We start from the raw sequence: 18,414 nt of genomic DNA, 5'->3' as shown, positions 1-18,414 counted from the left end.
TTCGCTTGGACGAGGAATCATTCATGTGCATAGGTAAACAGAAAGTTACTGGCATAGATTGCTATCGACTTTTTACAGTTACCAAGATTTGATTGTAGTGTTGGCTCTAAACCTTCAGATTCTGAAGAATAAATTGAGCTAAAAGCTCAAAAACGGATATAGGAAACTTTAACAGAAATCAAAAAAGGACAAGAGCTATGTTCAAAAGAAAAAAAGGAGGTGAGCAGTGGTGGTTGAAAACTGGTTTTTTACAGGGAATGGGTGCTGCACTTATTGCTGGTGTGATTGCCATTGGTCTTCATCTTACTAAAAATGACAGTGCTCCAGCGGAACAAATCTGTAACGGTGATGATTGCATACAGGTAGGAGAAAGTAGCGGCACTATAAATATTAATACCAAGAAAGAGTCGCCAGAGGATGAGCCGGAATGAAATGTTCTTGGTTATTTCTTTTTCTGTTTTTTACCCTTCCAGTTAATGCTATCGAAGTCAAACAAAGCTGCGATGATTGTGTCCAAGTTTATAACAACAAAGGCCAAATAAATATTGAAGGGCGTCAATTACAAATTGGAATAAACCAAGGGGTAGTGAATATTATTGGCAGCGAGGAAGATAAACTTGCTATTGCTAATTATGAAATTAAGTTAGAAAAACTCACTAGTCAAATATCCCGTAATTTGGAAAAACTTCAAATTCAAGAAAATCGGATTTTCAGTGACAGTGAAAAGCTTGATAGCGCCGTAGAATATACCCAAAAGTTACTTTCTCAGTTGACGCATTTAAGTGAACGTATTGCGCTACTTGATAAGCAACATGAATTGACTCAACGCATCATCGAAGCGAAAAACAACTTTGATGTGCCGTTTATTAAATTGCTTTTAACAGAAAAAATGCAATTGGAAGATAAGCAATTGGCAGAGACGGCATTTGAATTGGCTAACTTTCAAGAGCTTGATTTAGAGTACGTTGAAGCACAAGTTAATTATGAGAAAGCAGCTCGTCTTCAACCTGGCAATTCTTTGTATCAAAATAGAGCCGGTATGATTAACGCTACGCTAGGCAATTACAGCAAAGCCATCACCTATTATGAGTTGGCCTTAAAAAGCGACCTCATTACGTTTGGAAAAGACCATACCAGCGTTGCCACAGACCGCAATAACCTAGGCATGGCGTGGCACGCCAAAGGCGACTACGACAAGGCCATCACCTATTTTGAGTTGGCCTTAAAAAGCAACCTGAAGACATTTGGGGAAGACCATCCTAATGTCGCTATTAGGCACAATAACCTTGGCGGTGCGTGGGGAGACAAAGGTGATTACGACAAAGCCATCACCTATTATGAATTGGCCTTAAAAAGCGACCTAACGACGTTTGGGGAAGGCCATCCTAGCGTTGCCAGAGACCGCAATAACCTAGGCGGTGCGTGGCTCGCTAAGGGCGACTACGACAAGGCCATCACCTATTTTGAGTTGGCCTTAAAAAGCAACCTGAAGACATTTGGGGAAGGCCATCCCAGTGTGGCCAAATACCGCAATAACCTGGGCATTGCGTGGGGAGACAAAGGCGATTATGACAAAGCCATCGCCTATTATGAACTGGCCTTGAAAAGCGACCTAACGACGTTTGGGGAAAACCATCCCAGAGTAGCAACAAGCCGCAATAACCTTGGCTCGGCTTATAAATCATTAGGGCAATACGACAACGCCATCACCTATTATGAATTGGCCTTAAAAAGCAACCTGAAGACCTACGGTGAAGATCATCCCAGTGTTGCCCTATACCGCAATAACCTAGGCGGTGCGTGGCTCGCTAAGGGCGACTACGACAAAACTATCACCTATTATGAATTGGCCTTAAAAAGCGACCTCATTACGTTTGGGAAAGACCATCCCGATGTTGCCTCAGGGCTCAATAACCTTGGCAGGGCTAATCAGTCATTAGGGCAATACGACAAAGCCATCACCTATTATGAATTGGCCTTAAAAAGCAACCTCATTACGTTTGGCGAAGACCATCCCAGTGTTGCCACAGGGCTCAATAACCTAGGCAGTGCGTGGCAAGACAAAGGCGATTACGACAAAGCCATCGCCTATTATGAATTGGCCTTAAAAAGCGGCCTGAGTACCTTTGGGGAGGACCATCCTAATGTAGCTAATCGTCACAATAACTTAGGCAGTGCGTGGGAAGACAAAGGCGACTACAACAAAGCCATCGCCTATTATGAGCTGGCCTTAAAAAGCGACCTCATTACGTTTGGGGAAGACCATCCCAGTGTTGCCAGAGACCGCAATAACCTGGGCAGTGCGTGGCACGCCAAAGGCGACTTCGACAAAGCCATTACCTATTTTGAATTGGGGTTGGAACGTTTATCGAAAACACTCGGTAATAGTCACCCCAACACAAAACTTGTTGCGGGTAATTTGACTCAGGCGAGAGCCGAATTGGCGAAAAAAGCAAGTAATTAACGGGATAGGAAACATGATGAACAATATACAAGGAGGCTTATGTATTGAAAAAATTCTTAGGACCTCTAATCGTCAAAGTTAAGGTCACCATAGGTGAATACAAAAAAAAGGCTAGTCACTTTCTAATTTTATTGCTTAAGCACTTTAATTCATTCGAAAGACCAAGCGATATGCGCCGGTTAATTTTCTGGACACTCCTTGGTATTTATAGTTTTAGTTTAATCGTATTTCCTGTGGCTAGTTATTTCCAATATCTAAATGTTTTTGCTGATGACCCTGCCATATGGTTCCAGAGATCTGGCTCTATAATGGTACTTAGTGGTGTAATGATTGAACTGTTTGGAGATAAGTTACATTTTTTAGATACCAAGCGTTATATGGAAAAGCATGAACAATATATTGCATCTTTTGCTACAGGACTTGTTTCGTTAGGATATGTTGGTTGGGGTACTGCGATCTGGGGCTATGGTGATTTAATGTATGTATGGTTTAGTTCATAGGAAACTTGAACGATGGAAGACAAAGATATTCTCAAGCTCAACCAGCTTATCAACCAATCAACTGAAGAGTTTGGTTTAGATATGATAGTCGAAGTTAATTCCATTTCAAACCCTATTAGCTTGGAGGTTGGAGTAAGAGGACTTGGATCATTTAACTTTAAGGAAAAAGAAGCCTTATTTTTCATTCTTGACCCAGCTATGCAACTAGCAAAATTCCACAACGTGTCTAAGTCTCACTTACTCTCTTTTTATACTGCGAATAATAATGATTTAAACCGATGTCAATCACTTACAAAGAAAGGGTCACGTTGTACTAGGCCGAGTATTGTCATTGTAAGTGGAGTTAAAGATTATGCTCCTGGGAAAGTGTACCTATGTCATCAGCATGAAGATCACGGGTATTTAACTAAATAAACCAATTTATTGAGATAGAATATTTAGCTATGAGAGTTGTTTTAGGAACTATTATTTGCGCATGGTGTATTTTTGCAATACTGGGGCTTTTGATTGCTTTACTGTTCGATGAATTTAAGGGCGTTGATAAAGTCACTGTGTTTTCAATACGGCGCTTTAGTTTGGGCTGCATTGGGTCCTGAAACCATCAAAATGATCCACGAACATACCGATATTAACCGTATTCGTGATGACATTGATGAGTTGGTGATGGATGAACATGCCATTTTTACACTGACCGAAAAAGAACAGCTGCAGCGCGCTAACAAGTTAGAAATTGATTTAATGGGACGTTTACGAGGTAGCGACGAGTCTAAGTTTGTTGAGCTTGGCGAGCGATTAGAGAAACGTCGCCAAGAATATGAAGCTGGCGTCATTAAAGCCATCGATTGGTTGAAAGGGCTACTAGATGCAGCAAAAGACACCGTTCAAGCTGAGCGAGAGACTGGTGATAAGGTTATAACAGAAGAAGATAATGTACAGGCGCTCACTAAATTATTCCTAGAAACACGGCCAAACAGTACACCCAAGGTCATTCATGATGTTGTTGATCAAATAGATAAAATTGTAAATGCTACTCGCTTTGATGGCTGGCAAAATTCTAATAGTGGCCCTCGTGAAATTCAGAAAGCTTTGATGCTTACATTCGCCCAATTTGGGTTAAGTAAGGACAAAGAGTTATTCAATAATGCTTATGTTGAAGAACATTATTAAGGAAAATTTTATATGCCATGGACGAATGAACACTTGGATTGGCTCGTAGATACAGGTGAAGAAATAACTACACAATGTGGTAAAACAGCGAAAATATTTAGGTTTGATTACGATGTAAGCAATCAGGATATAATGACAAAGTGGGCAAAGCACTTTAGAAATCATTACTGCTGCGATGGGCATATTGATATTCTTAAAGGCCCTGCACAGAGTCGAACCGATTACTTGCTCACTATGAAATTTCCTGATCCCGCAAAAGCACCAGGTCCTAGTATTAGAGCAGGTGATTTTGCAGAAATATTAGTTGCAGATTATTTAACTTACCTTCAAGGTTATACAGTCCCACGTACGCGTTATGATAGAAAAGGTGTACCAAATGAATCGACTAAAGGTTCTGATGTTTTAGCTTTTAAACAAGATGCTACAGATTCCTCTAAAGATGAACTGCTAGTCTATGAAGTTAAAGCGAAGTTAAGTGCCAAACCTAAACCAATGTTACAAGAGGCAATTGATCACTCAGCTAAAGATTATTTAAGGCTTGGTGAGTCACTGAATGGTATTAAACAGCGGATGTTTGATCGACAGGAATTGCCAAGCATAGTTTTAATTAATCGCTTTCAAGACTCTGTTAACCAGCCATACAAAACCAGGTTTGGTGCCGCTGCTGTTTGTTCTAATTCGGCTTTTGATAAGGACGTTTTAGCAGAGGCTGACTCGAATCTTCATCCATATACCAATGATTTGGAATTAGTTGCTTTTCATGGTAATGAATTAATGTCGCTTGCACATGCCTTATACGAGAGGGCTGCTCATGAGGTTTGAAAATTCATCTTCAACTTTGCTGTCTATAACTAAAGCAAAAGCCAAAATGTACGAGCTCGGCATTGAAGAAGAGCACCATATTCGCTTGACAACTAGCCCTAGTAAATTGTTAATCATGACAATTGGAATACTAGGTGATTTATGCCATTTACAATTATCAGAAGAACAAAATCATGAGTTTCTTTTAGAAGCTAAAAATGAGTTACGTAGTGTCGCCAGGTACTTTGATTCTTTAATTCAGACACAGCTTGAGCCTAACTATGAATATTACTTATACCTTTTAGGTTCCGCTTCGTATTATTTGTCAGATATGCCAGGAAGTGCATCTGTAATTTCTAGCCAGCTAAAAAACAACCGTAAAGTTTTAACTAATATTGGCCTAGAGTTTTTACTTGAACAACTATTAACGGCCCCTCAAATACCACAATTAACAATTGTTAATAGAGAAATTATAGATGCAATAAAAATGGGAAGAACATCACCTTCAGAATTCCCATCTCCTCCAATAATCGATATTCCGTTAGTAATGAGTTTAACTAGCTCATTATTAAAATTTTACGGTCAATCGAATATGCGAGAAGGACAAAATGCAAAAAGGTTTGCGTTGCAACTGCGAAACTATGTTCATGATAAGGGCGGTGATAGAGAAATTTTAATTGCTGATATTATTGCTGCAATTGTTGAGAAGCGTGTTGATAATTCAGTTGTATCACTTCTTCCTGAGTTTAGTGGTATTTCCCTGAATGAATGGATGCCTGCCTTTGGTAAAGATACATTCATTGATGAACTGTGGCCTGCTCAACGGCTTTTAGGTGAAAATGGTGTTTACAAAGGGAAATCTGCTGTTATTCAAATGCCGACAAGCGCAGGGAAGACCAAGTCTGCGGAACTTATTATTCGCTCGGCGTTTTTAGCTGAAAGAACAAGTGTAGCAGTAATTATTGCTCCATTTAGGTCTTTATGCAGAGAAATTAGTGATTCTTTATCAGAAGCGTTTTTGGGTGAGAATGTACTAATTAATCAACTTAATGATGTTCCTCAAGTTGATGCTTTTGACGAAGAGTTATTTGCTCAAATATTTTCTTCAATAGAGCTAGACGATCGAGGTTCAAGTATTGTAGTGAGTACGCCTGAAAAGTTTGTGTATTTATTGCGGCATAAGCCAGAATTGGCTGATCAAGTATCATTAGTCATTTATGATGAAGGCCATCAGTTTGATACAGGACAGCGCGGTGTAACTTATGAGTTGTTATTAACTTCACTAAAACAAAAATTAAACCCGGCCACTCAGCATGTATTAATCTCAGCCGTTCTTTCTAATGCCGATTCTATTGGTGAATGGCTTTATGCGGAAGAAGGAACGTCTGTTAATGGTTCAGAATGCCTGTCTACTGAACGAAGTGTAGCTTTCTGTAGTTGGACTAGGCAACGTGGCCAGTTTCACTATGTCAAACCACTAGAGCCAAACTCTGAAGAGTTTTTCGTCCCCAGGGTATTGGAACGAATACAGATTCCATTGATAGGTAGGGAAACAAAGCAAAGATATTTTCCTGATAAGTCAGATAAAAGCAGTATTGCCGCATATTTGGGAGCAAAACTATCGGAATTTGGCCCAGTAGCTATATTTTGCGGAACAAAAATAACTGTTAAGAAAATTTGTAAAGCGATTTCTTTAGCAGCAGATCGAATTGATGACCTATATCTACCAATGATCTCGTCTGCTGAAGACGAATTGACAAAGATTGCAAAGCTATCAGCATTACATTTAGGTGAGGGTTCAGTTCTTACCAAAGCAATATTACTAGGTATATTACCTCACAGTTCTGGCGTTCCTAATGGCCTTAGGATATCAGTTGAATACGCCATGGAACATGGTTTAGGTCGATGTGTTGTTTGTACTTCTACTTTAGCACAGGGCGTAAATTTACCGATTAAATACTTAATTGTTTCTGGAGTATTTCAAGGACAAAAACGCATTTCTACACGTGACTTCCACAACTTATTAGGTAGGGCTGGGCGCTCAGGTAAACATACTGAAGGTAGCGTTATTTTTACAGATACAGAGCTGTTTGATAAAAGACACTCTACTCAAAGGTGGCAGTGGAAAAATATGCAGGCCATGCTTGACCCTTTACAGTCAGAACACTGTTCAAGCAGCTTGCTAAGCTTAGCTAAGCCATTTGAAGATGACCCTTTCGATATAAATCCGATTAAATTCATTCAAGACCCAGACAAATACATTCAGTTAAGTATTAAGGCTGCCAAAGGACAAGATATCTCAGGTTTGCTTGCTCAAATGGATTTGAGGAAAGCTTATTTTAAAAGTATCGAGAGCTATCTTTTAGCGAACTCTTCTGAAGAAGACCTGATTGAAAGTAAGATACTTGAACTTTATTCAAGCACCTTAGCTTACTCCTTAGCAAATGATGATGAGAGGGTAAGTTTGCAATCAGTTTTTACCATTGCTGCTACATCAGTAAATACTGTTGAAGTGGGAAAACGAACTGCATTCGGTAAAGCTCTGTTGGGTGTTGCTGAGTTGCATAAAATAGAAACTTGGATCAATGAGAATATCGAATTATTGTCTGAAGAACTCTTAACTGATCACTTGCTTGACGTTTTGTGGCCATTGGCAACTGATGTTGCCCAGAATAAAGTATTACATAAGTTAGTAGGAGAGAACGCAGGTATTTATATTGCTAAGCAGTGGCTTGCTGGTGATAGTTATATTGATATTTTGAATCAAGCAAATGAGCGGGAATACCAGTTTATAGCTGGTAGTCAGCAACGAGCTCTCACAATCGATAATATTTTGAATGTGTGTGACAGCGCATTGGGTTATGACGTCATGTTGGTAATTGGTGCAATAGCAGATTTAATGGAAAGCCAGGAGCGTTTAAAAGCTCACTCTGAGCAAGTAAGAAACTTACAGCGCTCTCTTAAACTAGGCTTAAAATCGGATGTTGAACATTTACTTTACGCTAAAGGCTTATCGGATCGCTATGTATGTAGATATATCGGTAATCTCATTATGTTGACCGGCGGTGACAAAACTATCGGTGAATCTTTTTTTGAAGATGCTCGAGCTTATTTAGAACCAGCTTTACAGCAATTTCCAAGCGTATTTGCTAAAACGATATACGGCTAACCACAACCAAATGCTAAACATCTCTAGTTAGGGGGCCAAATTAACTACGCCACTTCAAGGTGGACAAATTTGTGGGCAAAAACATTAATCCCACAAAAACCACTGCTAACCTTTTGTTTTTAAAATAAATATATTTATAACTCAACAAACAGATCGCGAATATCGAGTAGGTAAAACAATTCGCTATTACTCTTATAGCCTCTATTTTAGAGGCTTTTTTATGTCTAGTTAGGTCGAATATAAAATACTTTTTAACCAACAGTCAGTTTTTCACCTAGCAACGCTCTATGTTTGAACTGCTAAGTTACCCAAACCCATCGACCGACATCTCCGCCCAACAGAATTGGTGACTGCTAAACATGGTGATCTTAGTTTCATGTATGACATGCATTGAAGCGGATTGACCAACTTTCATTTAACAACTTACTCGTGTTTGTTAGCGATATATTTACGGCGTGAATCATGCAGCCTAACTTCTGCTAAAGCGGGCTATTACGTTTTAACAACCTATCTGAATATATAAGCAGCATTTTAACTGTTGAAACGGTTCTCTTATCTTTGCAACTACCCTAGTATGCGCACACATCGATTTACCATTCGCAAAGGCAGTTATATTCGTCATCAAAGCTTGCTTTTCTAATCTTTAGTCTATGTCAAAATTTTTAACAATGACTGGGTGACAAAAGGAGCTGCATTCTTAACAAGCTGATTTATATTACTTTTAATTAGATGGCTTGCTATATGCAGACGAGTATTAGCATGGTGTAGCCGCGATTTTACCTGATATAGTTTACGTTGCGGATGCGTACTTTAAATGAAAGATAATTAACTGGTTTAGATGTACAGATGTCTTGTTTAACACGAAAATTACAGCAACAACTTACGCGTTATATTCAACGCAATAGCAACGCGCTAGCTGCCGATAATGCCGAGCAAATTCGTCATACATTGGTAAGTAAGGGAGTATGCCCTTCGGACGTTACAGCGGATCAGGTAAAAGTGATTCTACAGTGCGTAAGAAGCAGCTAGAGAGCTATTGATTCATTGAAGTACCGGTTGAAATCTAACTTGAATTCACTCGCCATTACCGCTTTTTCAACTCGGTATTGAGAGTGTAATAAGTCAATTTCTACCGGAGATAAGTAATGCGCACTGCGTACAGAATAAAAAACCTTCACTAAAGGTTTGAGAGGGTGGTTGTCGTTCTGTTTAATCACTACCGCTATTTTCTCACTGGATAATTTCACCAAACTGCCGACCGGATATACCCCAATACATTTAATAAACTGCTCAACTAGATGCTGGTCGTATTTAACGGGTGTGTCTGCGTGCAGAATTTTCAGTGCTTTTTGCGATGGCACTCCTGCCTTGTAACAACGATCAGCGGTAATAGCATCGTAAGTATCAACTATCGCTATCATTCGACCAAACAGGCCTATCTCGTCGCCTCTTGCACCTTCAGGGTAACCGTAACCATCTAACCTTTCATGATGCTGGGAGATAGTTTCAATAATCCGTGCAGGGATCCCCATATCTTCTAATACACGCACACCGAAATAAACATGATCACGCATCACAACCAATTCTTGATCCGTTAGACGACCAGGTTTATGCAAAATATTATCAGGTACCTTAATTTTACCAATATCATGTAGAAACCCAGATAAAGCTAACTCTTGCACTTCGTCTTCAGGCATTTCTAGGTAACTTGCAAAATTAGCTAATAAAATAGCGACGTTTAATGAGTGTTCAAGTAAATAACTGTCTTTTTCGCGAATTTTCGTCATGCACAACAACGCATTGGGATTGCGATTAATAGACGATACCAGTTTAGTGGTAAATTCCTTTGGTATAGCAATGTCGATCGGTAGGCCTTTGTTTACCGATTGCAGTAAGCGACGTTGCAGAACTTTACCCTTATCATGCAACTTGGCAGCCTTACCTATTTCATCGGCAAAACTAATATCTATATCTTTAACGTCTTCAACTTGAGGTAGGGATTCTTCAGGTTTAGGTAACTGCTTACTCAAATCGATAATCAAGGATACGATCCCTTGTTTTTTCATTGCAGCAATAGCAGCGTCACTTGTCACTCTTCCTCTACTTTTAATTTTTAGGTTACCGTTTTGCACTGCAATCGAGTCAACATACATGCCGATTTCTAGTTCATTTACCGGGATAGTTTTCAACACTAAAAATATATTCCAAATAGACGGAAGACCGAGGATGCGAGAAAAATAAACGATTTTGCATATTTGCGCAAATCCGATAGATGGTTAAACAGCAATAATTACCTTTTCATTCCGTATTACTTTCTCAGCGAATTTATATTAAGCGGATCAATTCAGGCTTATCGCTGACTTTATATTCTCCAATTACGTTGCAAAGTAACAATTCACGAAAAAAAATAAATTAATAACAACTTTTGTTAATAACAAGTTAAATATGGCGCATTGACATATAGTTAACATGACTTTAACGTAATCGTGCGTTTACATCTTGCTGTTACCGTAAGGCTATTTGCAGCACCAAGGTTTGCGCCTCTTTGGATGATTATCAACCAGGATCACAAGGTACATTTATGAATTCACACACTAAATTTAAAAAGTCATTGCTGACGAGCAGTATTTCACTGCTACTCAGTAGTGCAGCAGTTATGCCTGTTATGGCTCAAGAGCAAGCAGCCCAGCAAGATGTAGAAGTTATTCAAGTCAGTGGTATTCGCGGCAGTTTATTACGCGCCATGGATATAAAACGCGACTCAAGTGGCATAGTAGACGCTATATCCGCAGAAGACATGGGGAAATTCCCTGATTCTAACCTCGCCGAATCACTCCAACGCATTACGGGTGTATCGATTGACCGCGCCAGTGGTGAAGGCTCACAAGTCACCGTTCGAGGCTTTGGTGCAGCGAATAATCTTATTACCTTAAACGGCCGTCAAATGCCTACCACAACAGGTAGTAGAACCTTCGATTTTGCTAATATTGCCTCAGAAAGTGTATCTGGTGTTGAAGTTTATAAAACCGCAGATGCCAGCGTAACGTCTGGTGGTATTGGCGCAACAATTAACTTGTCGACTCACCGCCCATTTCAGTCTCCAGGAACAAAAGCGACTTTTGGGGCTAAATTAGTCGATGATAAATCGACTGATAAGGGCGACAAAACTCCGGAAATAAGCGGTTTATATTCGCAAACCTTCGCTGACGAAACTTTTGGTATATCTATATCTGGTAGTTATCAAGAACGTGAAAGCGGAATGCAAGAATTTATTGATACCCAAGGCTACCGAGCAAGTGAATATACCAATACTGGTTGGGGTGGTGTACCAGCTGGTGCAGAGGGTGGAACAAATCGTCCTACGTCAGGTATCTATTCAAACCCCCAACAACCTAGATATGTATTTGAAGAACGTCAAAGGGACAGAACCAACGGCCAACTTGTTTTACAGTTTAGGCCTACTGACAACATCACTGCGACATTAGATTACACTTTGATCCGCAACAACATAGAAGAGCAACACACCGACGCTTCAGTATGGTTTGGTTATGCTGGTGATCGCAGCGAATCAGTTTGGACCGGCGAACCAAACGCAGTGCCGCTGATATACTCGGAAATTTATGAAGTTAACAGTGATGCGGACTTAGAAGATACCTCATTGACAGTTGGCGCATGGGGTCGTGAAGAGAGTATTGATTCAATAGGCCTTAATGTAGAATGGCAGGTTAATGACGACCTTGAGCTAACATTAGATCACCACAGTTCGGAAGCTGAAATGAAGGCTTCAGACCCTCGCCATGGAACTCGTAACAATATTCAATTACCTTCTTACACTCGTCCCCGGACAGGTTTAGATCTTACAGGCGAGTTACCAGGTATTGCGACTGGTGATATTGAAAACTTCAATCCAAATACCATGCGCTTGTCGGGCAGTTGGTTTGCCAATGATTTCTATACATCAGAAATAGACCAAACCCAAGTGAAAGGTAAATACGTATTAAATGACGACGCCAGCATCGACTTTGGTGTATCAATAAATACGGTAAACAATCGCTACCGCCATACCCAAGTTCAACGCGCCGACTGGGGCGGTGTAGGAGTAGAAGGTGACTTTGCTGACGTAAACTGGACTGAAGACACTATTCTGGATAAATTCGATGCTAAAGCAGGTAATTTTGAGGGAACGGCAACTCAAGGTGAATATGATTTATTTAATCGTATTTGGTATGCCGATTTCGATGAAATAGTTCGTGCTGCTGAATTTGCTGATCCAGTGGCCAACGTCGATACTGTATGGGGAGACTGTTTAGCTCCTGACGGAGCATCTGCGGGTCCAAATGGTGAAGGGCATTTTTGTGCTTCAACCAACTGGGACGCTGAAACTAACCGCTTTACTGAAGAAGAAACGACAGCCGCGTTTGTGCAATTCCACTATGATGGCGAGTTAGGTGATATGCCGTATAACGCTCATCTAGGTATGCGTTATGAAAAAACGGATATCACCTCAACTGCATCAGCGCCAGGGTATAGTACAGTGGAGTGGTCAGAAGCGACCTCTACCGCTGTAACTGGCGTTACCGGAATAGAAACCCTTAAGCAATCCGCCGACTATTCACAGTTCTTACCCAGTTTTAATTTTAATCTGTCGGTCACAGATGACATTATTTTGCGCGCTGCGTTGGGTAAAACGATTTCACGTGCTGGTTACGGTGCCCTACAAGGCGGTACGACTATCAGCACGGCGGGTAGCTTGAGTGGTTACTCGGGGAATTCAGGAAATCCAGGACTTCGTCCATTAGAATCGGTAAATTACGATTTATCTGCTGAATGGTATTACGAAGAAGGCAGTTATGTATCCCTAGGGTATTTTAGAAAGGACGTAAAAAATTGGATTACTACAGGTACCAGCAATTCAACGATTTTCAATCTTGCGAACCCATTAGATGGTGAAAAATTTGATGCTGCGGTAGCTGCATTAGGTGCCGGTGCGACAAACCAACAGTTACGCACATACATCTTTGAGAACTATGCTGATGATCCGAACGTTACACCCAAGTTTGACGAAAATGGCGAGTTGGACGGCGGAACAATATTGGGCGATTCAGCCACTGACAACCTTGTTAACTTTAGAATCAATGTTCCGGTAAACGGTGATACCGAACACACCATAGACGGTATTGAATTTAATGTTCAACACCTATTTGGTGAATCTGGTTTTGGCGCAATAGTTAACTACACAATGGTTGATTCCGGACTAGAGTACGATAAATCATCATTAAGTGACACGGAAGCACTCGTGGGTTTGAGTGACACCGCTAATCTAGTTGCTTTCTATGATAAAGACGGTTTACAAGCGCGAATTGCCTATAACTGGCGTGATGAGTTTCTAAATGAACGCCGAGTAAATGGTGATTTAACAGCGCCTATATTTACCGATGCTTATTATCAAATTGACTTTAACGTAAGTTACGAAATAAAACAGCTCGAAGGACTGACCGTATTCTTAGAAGGCATTAATATTACTGATGAATATATCAATGAATTCGGCCGGGATAATCGTTTGATTTACAAACTGACACAATCAGGCGCTCGTTATAACATTGGAGCTAGATATACCTTTTAATATTAAATTTTAAAAAGTGCGTCGCAGTACTTAAAAAGTACTGCGGCTTTTGTCTAATTAAGCGAATAAATAAAATAATTAATAATGAGCATTAATTGGCAACAATAAATAAAGGTGGGGCTTATATGGCAAACCATGCATTACTAAATAGTATTGAACATAGCGATTTACGGGTGCTCACCAAAAGAGGTGAGCAGTATGCTGATAACCTTTGGTTTACGCCTACATTCGTGGATGAAATACGCAGCGTACAAGCACATTACCCTATTGTATTTCATAAAGATCCTGAAAGTGGTCAATTCACTCCCATCACTTTGTTTGGTTTTGAACAGCATGAAAACCTATTTTTACATGATGATAAATGGGATGCCGCTTACCTACCTTTGTCAGTTCAACGATTGCCATTCTTTATCGGTACCCAGGATATAACCACTGATGGCATAACAGAGCAGCAACGCGTTATTACCATCGATTTGGATTCCCCCCGATTAAGTAAAACCGAAGGCATTGAATTATTTTTAGAGTACGGCGGTAACAGTCAATATTTAGAAGATATAGCCGCCATATTAGAAACATTACACCACGGACTACAAGGTAACCAAGCATTCGTCAGTGCTTTAACCACGCTCAACCTACTTGAGTCGATGACGTTAGACGTCACTCTAGATAGTGGCGAAAAACATCAATTAATTGGCTTTTATACGATTAATGAAGAAGTACTTAATAATTTAAGTCCGGAAAATATAGTGCGCTTACACAACACCGGTTATTTGCAAGCAGCCTATCTGATTTTAGCCTCACAAGTACACTTTAGAGATTTAGTCGCCCGTAAAAACCAGCGTATTAGCCATGCTATAGATGCGTGATTTGTGAATTCTAAGGTAACAATTACGCATACTTCTCACGTTACGCAAAAGGTAAAGTGTATTGAAGGTATGTCTCCGGACAACTTACCATCAGTCTTACTTGTAAGCCAAGAGCCAATCATCTTAAAAGGCTATTGCCAACATTGGCCACTTGTAAAGGCGGCTAAACAATCTGATCTGGCAGCGGCACAATATTTATTACAGTTCGATCAAGGTACACCGTTCAATGCCAGTTATCTGCCAGCATCTGAAAAAGGGCGAGTATTTTATAATCGCGATATGTCGGGCTTCAATTTTCAGACAAAGCAACAGGCATTAACCCAAGTATTGGACGAGATACTCAGACGAGGTAACGGTGACAACCAAGAATGTGTCTATGTTAGCGCCACCAGCATTGCCCAGAGTTTACCTCGATTACTCAAAGACATAGAACCATTACGTGACGTTAACGCACCGCTGGTAAATATTTGGTTGGGCAATGCTAGTTTCATTGCAGCTCACTATGACTTTGCCCAAAATTTAGCCTGTTGTGCAGTAGGCAAACGACGCTTTACTTTGTTTCCACCTGAGCAAATTAAAAATCTGTACGTTGGTCCAATAGACAAAGCACCCGGCGGACAAGCAATTAGTACCGTAGATTTTGCCGATCCTGATTTGATACGGCATCCCAAGTTTACTGATGCCCTTAAATCAGCCCAAGTAGCAGAACTAGACGCTGGTGATGCGCTTATTTTACCCAGTATGTGGTGGCATCATGTACAAGGGTTGAGTGGATTCAATGTGCTTATAACGCATTGGTGGCGAGATACACCAGCACAAATGGGCAGACCTACCAATGCCTTGTTACTCGCCATGATGAGCCTACGAGATTTACCCGAGCATCAGCGGGATGCTTGGCGACATTTGTTCGATCATTATGTATTCGATTATAACAAAAGTGATTACTCACATATCCCAGAGAATGCTAAAAGTATACTAGCTAGTCCAATGGATGATTTAACCTTACGTAAGTTACGTGCCGACTTACAAAACAAGCTCAGACGTTAAAAGGCTGTGCAGTACAGGTAAGAATAATGAACGAACACGCTATTAAAAAAGTGGTTATTGCTGGTGGTGGCACCGCAGGCTGGATGTCTGCAGCCGCTTTTGGTAAGTTATTTGGCAAAAATATTCAAGTGACGCTCGTTGAATCTGATGCTATTCCCACAGTAGGCGTTGGTGAAGCGACTATCCCTACTCTGCATTTATTCCATGATTTACTAAAAATCAACGAGGCTGAATTTATGGCAGCCACAAACGCCACCTTCAAACTAGGTATCAAGTTCGAAAACTGGCTAGAAAAAAATCAATCTTATTTACATTCATTTGGACATTTCTCTCACGGGTGTTGGGCTGCAGGCTTTCATCATTTTTGGTTACGAGGCGATAAATTAAACATTGCTAGTGAAATTGGCGACTACTGTACCGAACACCTTGCATGCAGATTAGGGAAATTTGCCACGGCTCCTAAGCAAAATAGAAACCACGCTTACCATTTCGATGCTAGTTTATATGCCAAATTTTTACGCGATCTTGCGCAAAAGAACGGAGTAATTCGGGTAGAAGGTAAAATTCAGCAGGTCAATTTGGATCAAAAAAATGGACAGATCGAATCATTAGTTCTGGAGAGTGGACAGGTATTCGATGGTGATCTCTTTATTGATTGCAGCGGTTTTCGTGGTTTATTGATCGAACAAGCTCTTCACACTGGCTATGAAGACTGGAGTCATTGGTTACCCTGCGATAGCGCCGTGGCCATACAAACTGAGTTGCACAATGATAGCGTCCCCTATACCCGCTCAATTGCCCACGATGCTGGGTGGCAGTGGCAAATCCCATTACAGAACCGTATGGGCAATGGTATGGTATTTTGTAGCAAATACATAACCGACAGCGACGCCCAAGGACAATTATTGGCCAATATTCAGGGAAAACCTTTGAATTCACCTCGCCTGATCAAATTCAAAACCGGTGTCAGACGTAAGCTATGGAATAAAAATTGTGTCGCTATAGGTTTAGCGGGTGGCTTTATAGAACCACTGGAATCAACCAGTATTCATCTTATTCAACAAAGTATCATTCGTCTTATGCAGTCTTTGCCCACAAAGCGCATGGAGCCAGCCTTAGTGGAAAAATTCAATTCTACTATGCGTAATGAAATCGACAATATTCGAGATTTTATCGTTTTGCATTACCACGTTACTGCTCGCAAAGACTCTAGATTTTGGCGCCACTGCAAGCAGATGTCGATACCTGATACATTGCGCACACGCATTGAACAGTTTTCGCAACGTGGTCATGTCTATCAGGGTGATGGCGAATTGTTTGGTGAAGCATCATGGTTACAGGTAATGCTGGGACAAGGCATAAAACCAGAAGCTTACCATCCCATAGTCGATTCGATGTCTGAGCAAGAATTAACAATGTTTTTAGCACACAGCAAACATCACACAGCGAAGCGAGTGAGTTCGTTACCCAACCATTTAGATTTTATCCAACATTACTGTAAAAGTTCTATTGCTTAAAAAATCTCTTAGTGTCTTAAACATTACAAACGTACTTTACTGTATTTATGAAAATGTCAGTAAGTGAACACTTTTCATTAGAGCATTTAATAACGAAGGTTAAGAAGTTAGCTTCCAAAGCATTTCATCTAGCGTTGGTTGCCATTGAAAAGTAGCGAGTTTCACTCTATTTGCGATAACCGCTACATTTTCTTCCTGTAATAAACCAGCTTGATGCAACGCTTGTTCAGAACCTAGGGGAAAAGCAAGTTGGCCAGTTGAACGCAATACACGGTACCAAGGAACAAACATATCCTTGGGTACAAAACCAAGAGATTTTCCAACTAGTCTCGCGCGTCCCGGTAATCCGGCCAGATCTGCTATTTGCCCATAACAGGCAACTTTTCCCTTTGGGATAGCACAAACTGTTTGCCAAATTTGGCTATAATATGTGTTTTTCACTATAAAATATCTCGATAGAATAGTCGTTCAGCGCCATTATGCCTTCATCGATAAGAATACCCATGCTCAAACACGTTTATTTGTCATCCACATCAGACTCGCAACTACTTGGTTTAGCGTTATGAGGAGAGTTTTATGTACACATTGCGGTTATCCACAGTCAGTATGCGTATGTAGTTTGCTGTGTACTGTTAATAGCACTCAGAAAATTATTATTCTGCAACATCCCACTGAAGCGCATCATGCTAAGAGTAGCGTGAGATTAATTCGCTTATGTGTGCCCAACTGTCAAATTTGGGTGGGTGAGAAGGCCCTCGATTTTTCCCAGCTTACCCATAATTTGAAAGAGCAAAAGCGTGAAGCCTATGTGATTTACCCTAGTCAAAATAGCATTCCATTGGAATCGATAGATAAGGGGGAACGGCGCAAAATTGATACACTTATATTGCTCGATGCTACTTGGCGTAAAGCTTATAGAATGTGGCAATTAAACCCTTGGCTACATGATTTATCCGCATGCCATTTTGCTCAGCCGCCCCAAGGAAAATACCACATCCGCAACACAACAGTAGGATCAGGTTTATCTACACTTGAGGCGTTGGCCCAAACGCTGTATCTCACGCAAGGAATTGATACAGGACCATTACTCGAAACATTTTTGGGTATGCAAGCGCGAGTCTTCGCACGTCATATAGCGATGCAATCGAGCCAAGACCAGTAAAATTTTTAATAACCACACATATTTTAAGGAAAAACACCGTAAACGGTAAAAACACTAACCTCTTCTAGGCTTTGTCATGCATAATTTGAATTAGTCGT

General features: G+C 40.5%; 14 protein-coding genes and 1 pseudogene. 13 read left to right on the top strand and 2 right to left on the bottom strand.

Annotated elements, in window-relative coordinates:
• Positions 1-197 precede the first annotated feature (197 nt).
• The 8 genes and pseudogenes from GQS54_RS02805 to GQS54_RS23485 all read left to right on the top strand — a co-directional run bounded on the left by GQS54_RS02805 (position 198) and on the right by GQS54_RS23485 (position 9,130).
• Positions 198-431: a hypothetical protein gene (locus tag GQS54_RS02805; RefSeq protein ID WP_166422492.1), complete on the top strand. Its 234-nt coding sequence runs from the start codon at positions 198-200 to the stop codon at positions 429-431.
• Positions 428-2,464 carry a tetratricopeptide repeat protein gene (locus tag GQS54_RS02800; protein ID WP_166422491.1) on the top strand — a complete coding sequence of 679 codons (2,037 nt, stop codon included), beginning with the start codon at positions 428-430 and terminating at the stop codon, positions 2,462-2,464. The genes GQS54_RS02805 and GQS54_RS02800 overlap by 4 nt, the downstream gene beginning before the upstream one ends.
• Before the next feature lie 44 nt (positions 2,465-2,508).
• Complete coding sequence (locus GQS54_RS02795) at positions 2,509-2,964, top strand: hypothetical protein (RefSeq protein ID WP_166422490.1); 456 nt, start codon at positions 2,509-2,511, stop codon at positions 2,962-2,964.
• A gap of 12 nt (positions 2,965-2,976) precedes the next feature.
• On the top strand, positions 2,977-3,378 hold the full coding sequence (locus tag GQS54_RS02790; protein ID WP_166422489.1) for a hypothetical protein: 402 nt from the start codon (positions 2,977-2,979) through the stop codon (positions 3,376-3,378).
• 150 nt (positions 3,379-3,528) lie between these two features.
• A pseudogene (locus GQS54_RS02785) lies at positions 3,529-4,131 on the top strand (DEAD/DEAH box helicase); the annotation flags it as partial.
• Between the two features lie 12 nt (positions 4,132-4,143).
• Positions 4,144-4,953, top strand: a complete 810-nt coding sequence (locus GQS54_RS02780; RefSeq protein WP_166422488.1) for a Hachiman antiphage defense system protein HamA — start codon at positions 4,144-4,146, stop codon at positions 4,951-4,953.
• Complete coding sequence (locus tag GQS54_RS02775) at positions 4,943-8,101, top strand: DEAD/DEAH box helicase (protein ID WP_166422487.1); 3,159 nt, start codon at positions 4,943-4,945, stop codon at positions 8,099-8,101. Before GQS54_RS02780 ends, GQS54_RS02775 begins: the two co-directional genes overlap by 11 nt.
• An 846-nt stretch (positions 8,102-8,947) precedes the next feature.
• Positions 8,948-9,130, top strand: coding sequence for a hypothetical protein (locus GQS54_RS23485; RefSeq protein WP_166422486.1), 183 nt, complete (start codon positions 8,948-8,950; stop codon positions 9,128-9,130).
• Here the strand turns inward: GQS54_RS23485 and GQS54_RS02765 are convergent.
• Positions 9,127-10,293, bottom strand: coding sequence for an HD-GYP domain-containing protein (locus tag GQS54_RS02765; protein ID WP_166422485.1), 1,167 nt, complete (start codon positions 10,291-10,293; stop codon positions 9,127-9,129). The two genes, GQS54_RS23485 and GQS54_RS02765, sit on opposite strands and share 4 nt — an antisense overlap.
• Positions 10,294-10,682: 389 nt before the next feature.
• On the opposite strand from GQS54_RS02765, the gene GQS54_RS02760 reads away from it, so the two are divergent.
• The 4 genes from GQS54_RS02760 (at position 10,683) to GQS54_RS02745 (ending at position 17,154) form a co-directional block, all read left to right on the top strand.
• A complete protein-coding gene (locus tag GQS54_RS02760) occupies positions 10,683-13,724 on the top strand; it encodes a TonB-dependent receptor (protein WP_166422484.1) in 3,042 nt (1,013 codons plus the stop codon).
• A 125-nt stretch (positions 13,725-13,849) separates the two neighbouring features.
• On the top strand, positions 13,850-14,590 hold the full coding sequence (locus tag GQS54_RS02755; RefSeq protein WP_166422483.1) for a SapC family protein: 741 nt from the start codon (positions 13,850-13,852) through the stop codon (positions 14,588-14,590).
• Positions 14,591-14,593: 3 nt separating this feature from the next.
• Positions 14,594-15,637 (top strand): cupin-like domain-containing protein, encoded by a 1,044-nt coding sequence (locus tag GQS54_RS02750; RefSeq protein WP_346766544.1) that lies wholly within the window; start codon positions 14,594-14,596, stop codon positions 15,635-15,637.
• A 26-nt stretch (positions 15,638-15,663) separates the two neighbouring features.
• Positions 15,664-17,154 carry a tryptophan halogenase family protein gene (locus GQS54_RS02745; protein WP_166422482.1) on the top strand — a complete coding sequence of 497 codons (1,491 nt, stop codon included), beginning with the start codon at positions 15,664-15,666 and terminating at the stop codon, positions 17,152-17,154.
• 99 nt (positions 17,155-17,253) lie between these two features.
• On the opposite strand, the gene GQS54_RS02740 is transcribed toward GQS54_RS02745, so the two are convergent.
• The gene (locus GQS54_RS02740) at positions 17,254-17,598 is read right to left on the bottom strand and encodes an MGMT family protein (RefSeq protein WP_166422796.1); all 345 of its coding nucleotides are present in this window, start codon (positions 17,596-17,598) and stop codon (positions 17,254-17,256) included.
• A 118-nt stretch (positions 17,599-17,716) separates the two neighbouring features.
• Here GQS54_RS02740 and GQS54_RS02735 point away from each other — a divergent pair, with 118 nt between their 5' ends.
• Positions 17,717-18,316, top strand: coding sequence for a tRNA-uridine aminocarboxypropyltransferase (locus GQS54_RS02735; RefSeq protein ID WP_166422481.1), 600 nt, complete (start codon positions 17,717-17,719; stop codon positions 18,314-18,316).
• The last annotated feature ends 98 nt before the right edge of the window (positions 18,317-18,414 follow it).

It is taken from the genome of Paraglaciecola sp. 20A4 (assembly GCF_011378905.1).
GTDB lineage: Bacteria > Pseudomonadota > Gammaproteobacteria > Enterobacterales > Alteromonadaceae > Paraglaciecola.
This window is presented reverse-complemented; position numbering and strand designations above follow the sequence as displayed.

Coding starts and splice junctions, on each gene's coding strand:
- GQS54_RS02805 (WP_166422492.1), top strand. CDS start 198: ATGTTCAAAAGAAAAAAAGGAGGTGAGCAGTGGTGGTTGAAAACTGGT.
- GQS54_RS02800 (WP_166422491.1), top strand. CDS start 428: ATGAAATGTTCTTGGTTATTTCTTTTTCTGTTTTTTACCCTTCCAGTT.
- GQS54_RS02790 (WP_166422489.1), top strand. CDS start 2,977: ATGGAAGACAAAGATATTCTCAAGCTCAACCAGCTTATCAACCAATCA.
- GQS54_RS02780 (WP_166422488.1), top strand. CDS start 4,144: ATGCCATGGACGAATGAACACTTGGATTGGCTCGTAGATACAGGTGAA.
- GQS54_RS02775 (WP_166422487.1), top strand. CDS start 4,943: ATGAGGTTTGAAAATTCATCTTCAACTTTGCTGTCTATAACTAAAGCA.
- GQS54_RS23485 (WP_166422486.1), top strand. CDS start 8,948: ATGTCTTGTTTAACACGAAAATTACAGCAACAACTTACGCGTTATATT.
- GQS54_RS02760 (WP_166422484.1), top strand. CDS start 10,683: ATGAATTCACACACTAAATTTAAAAAGTCATTGCTGACGAGCAGTATT.
- GQS54_RS02755 (WP_166422483.1), top strand. CDS start 13,850: ATGGCAAACCATGCATTACTAAATAGTATTGAACATAGCGATTTACGG.
- GQS54_RS02745 (WP_166422482.1), top strand. CDS start 15,664: ATGAACGAACACGCTATTAAAAAAGTGGTTATTGCTGGTGGTGGCACC.
- GQS54_RS02735 (WP_166422481.1), top strand. CDS start 17,717: ATGAGGAGAGTTTTATGTACACATTGCGGTTATCCACAGTCAGTATGC.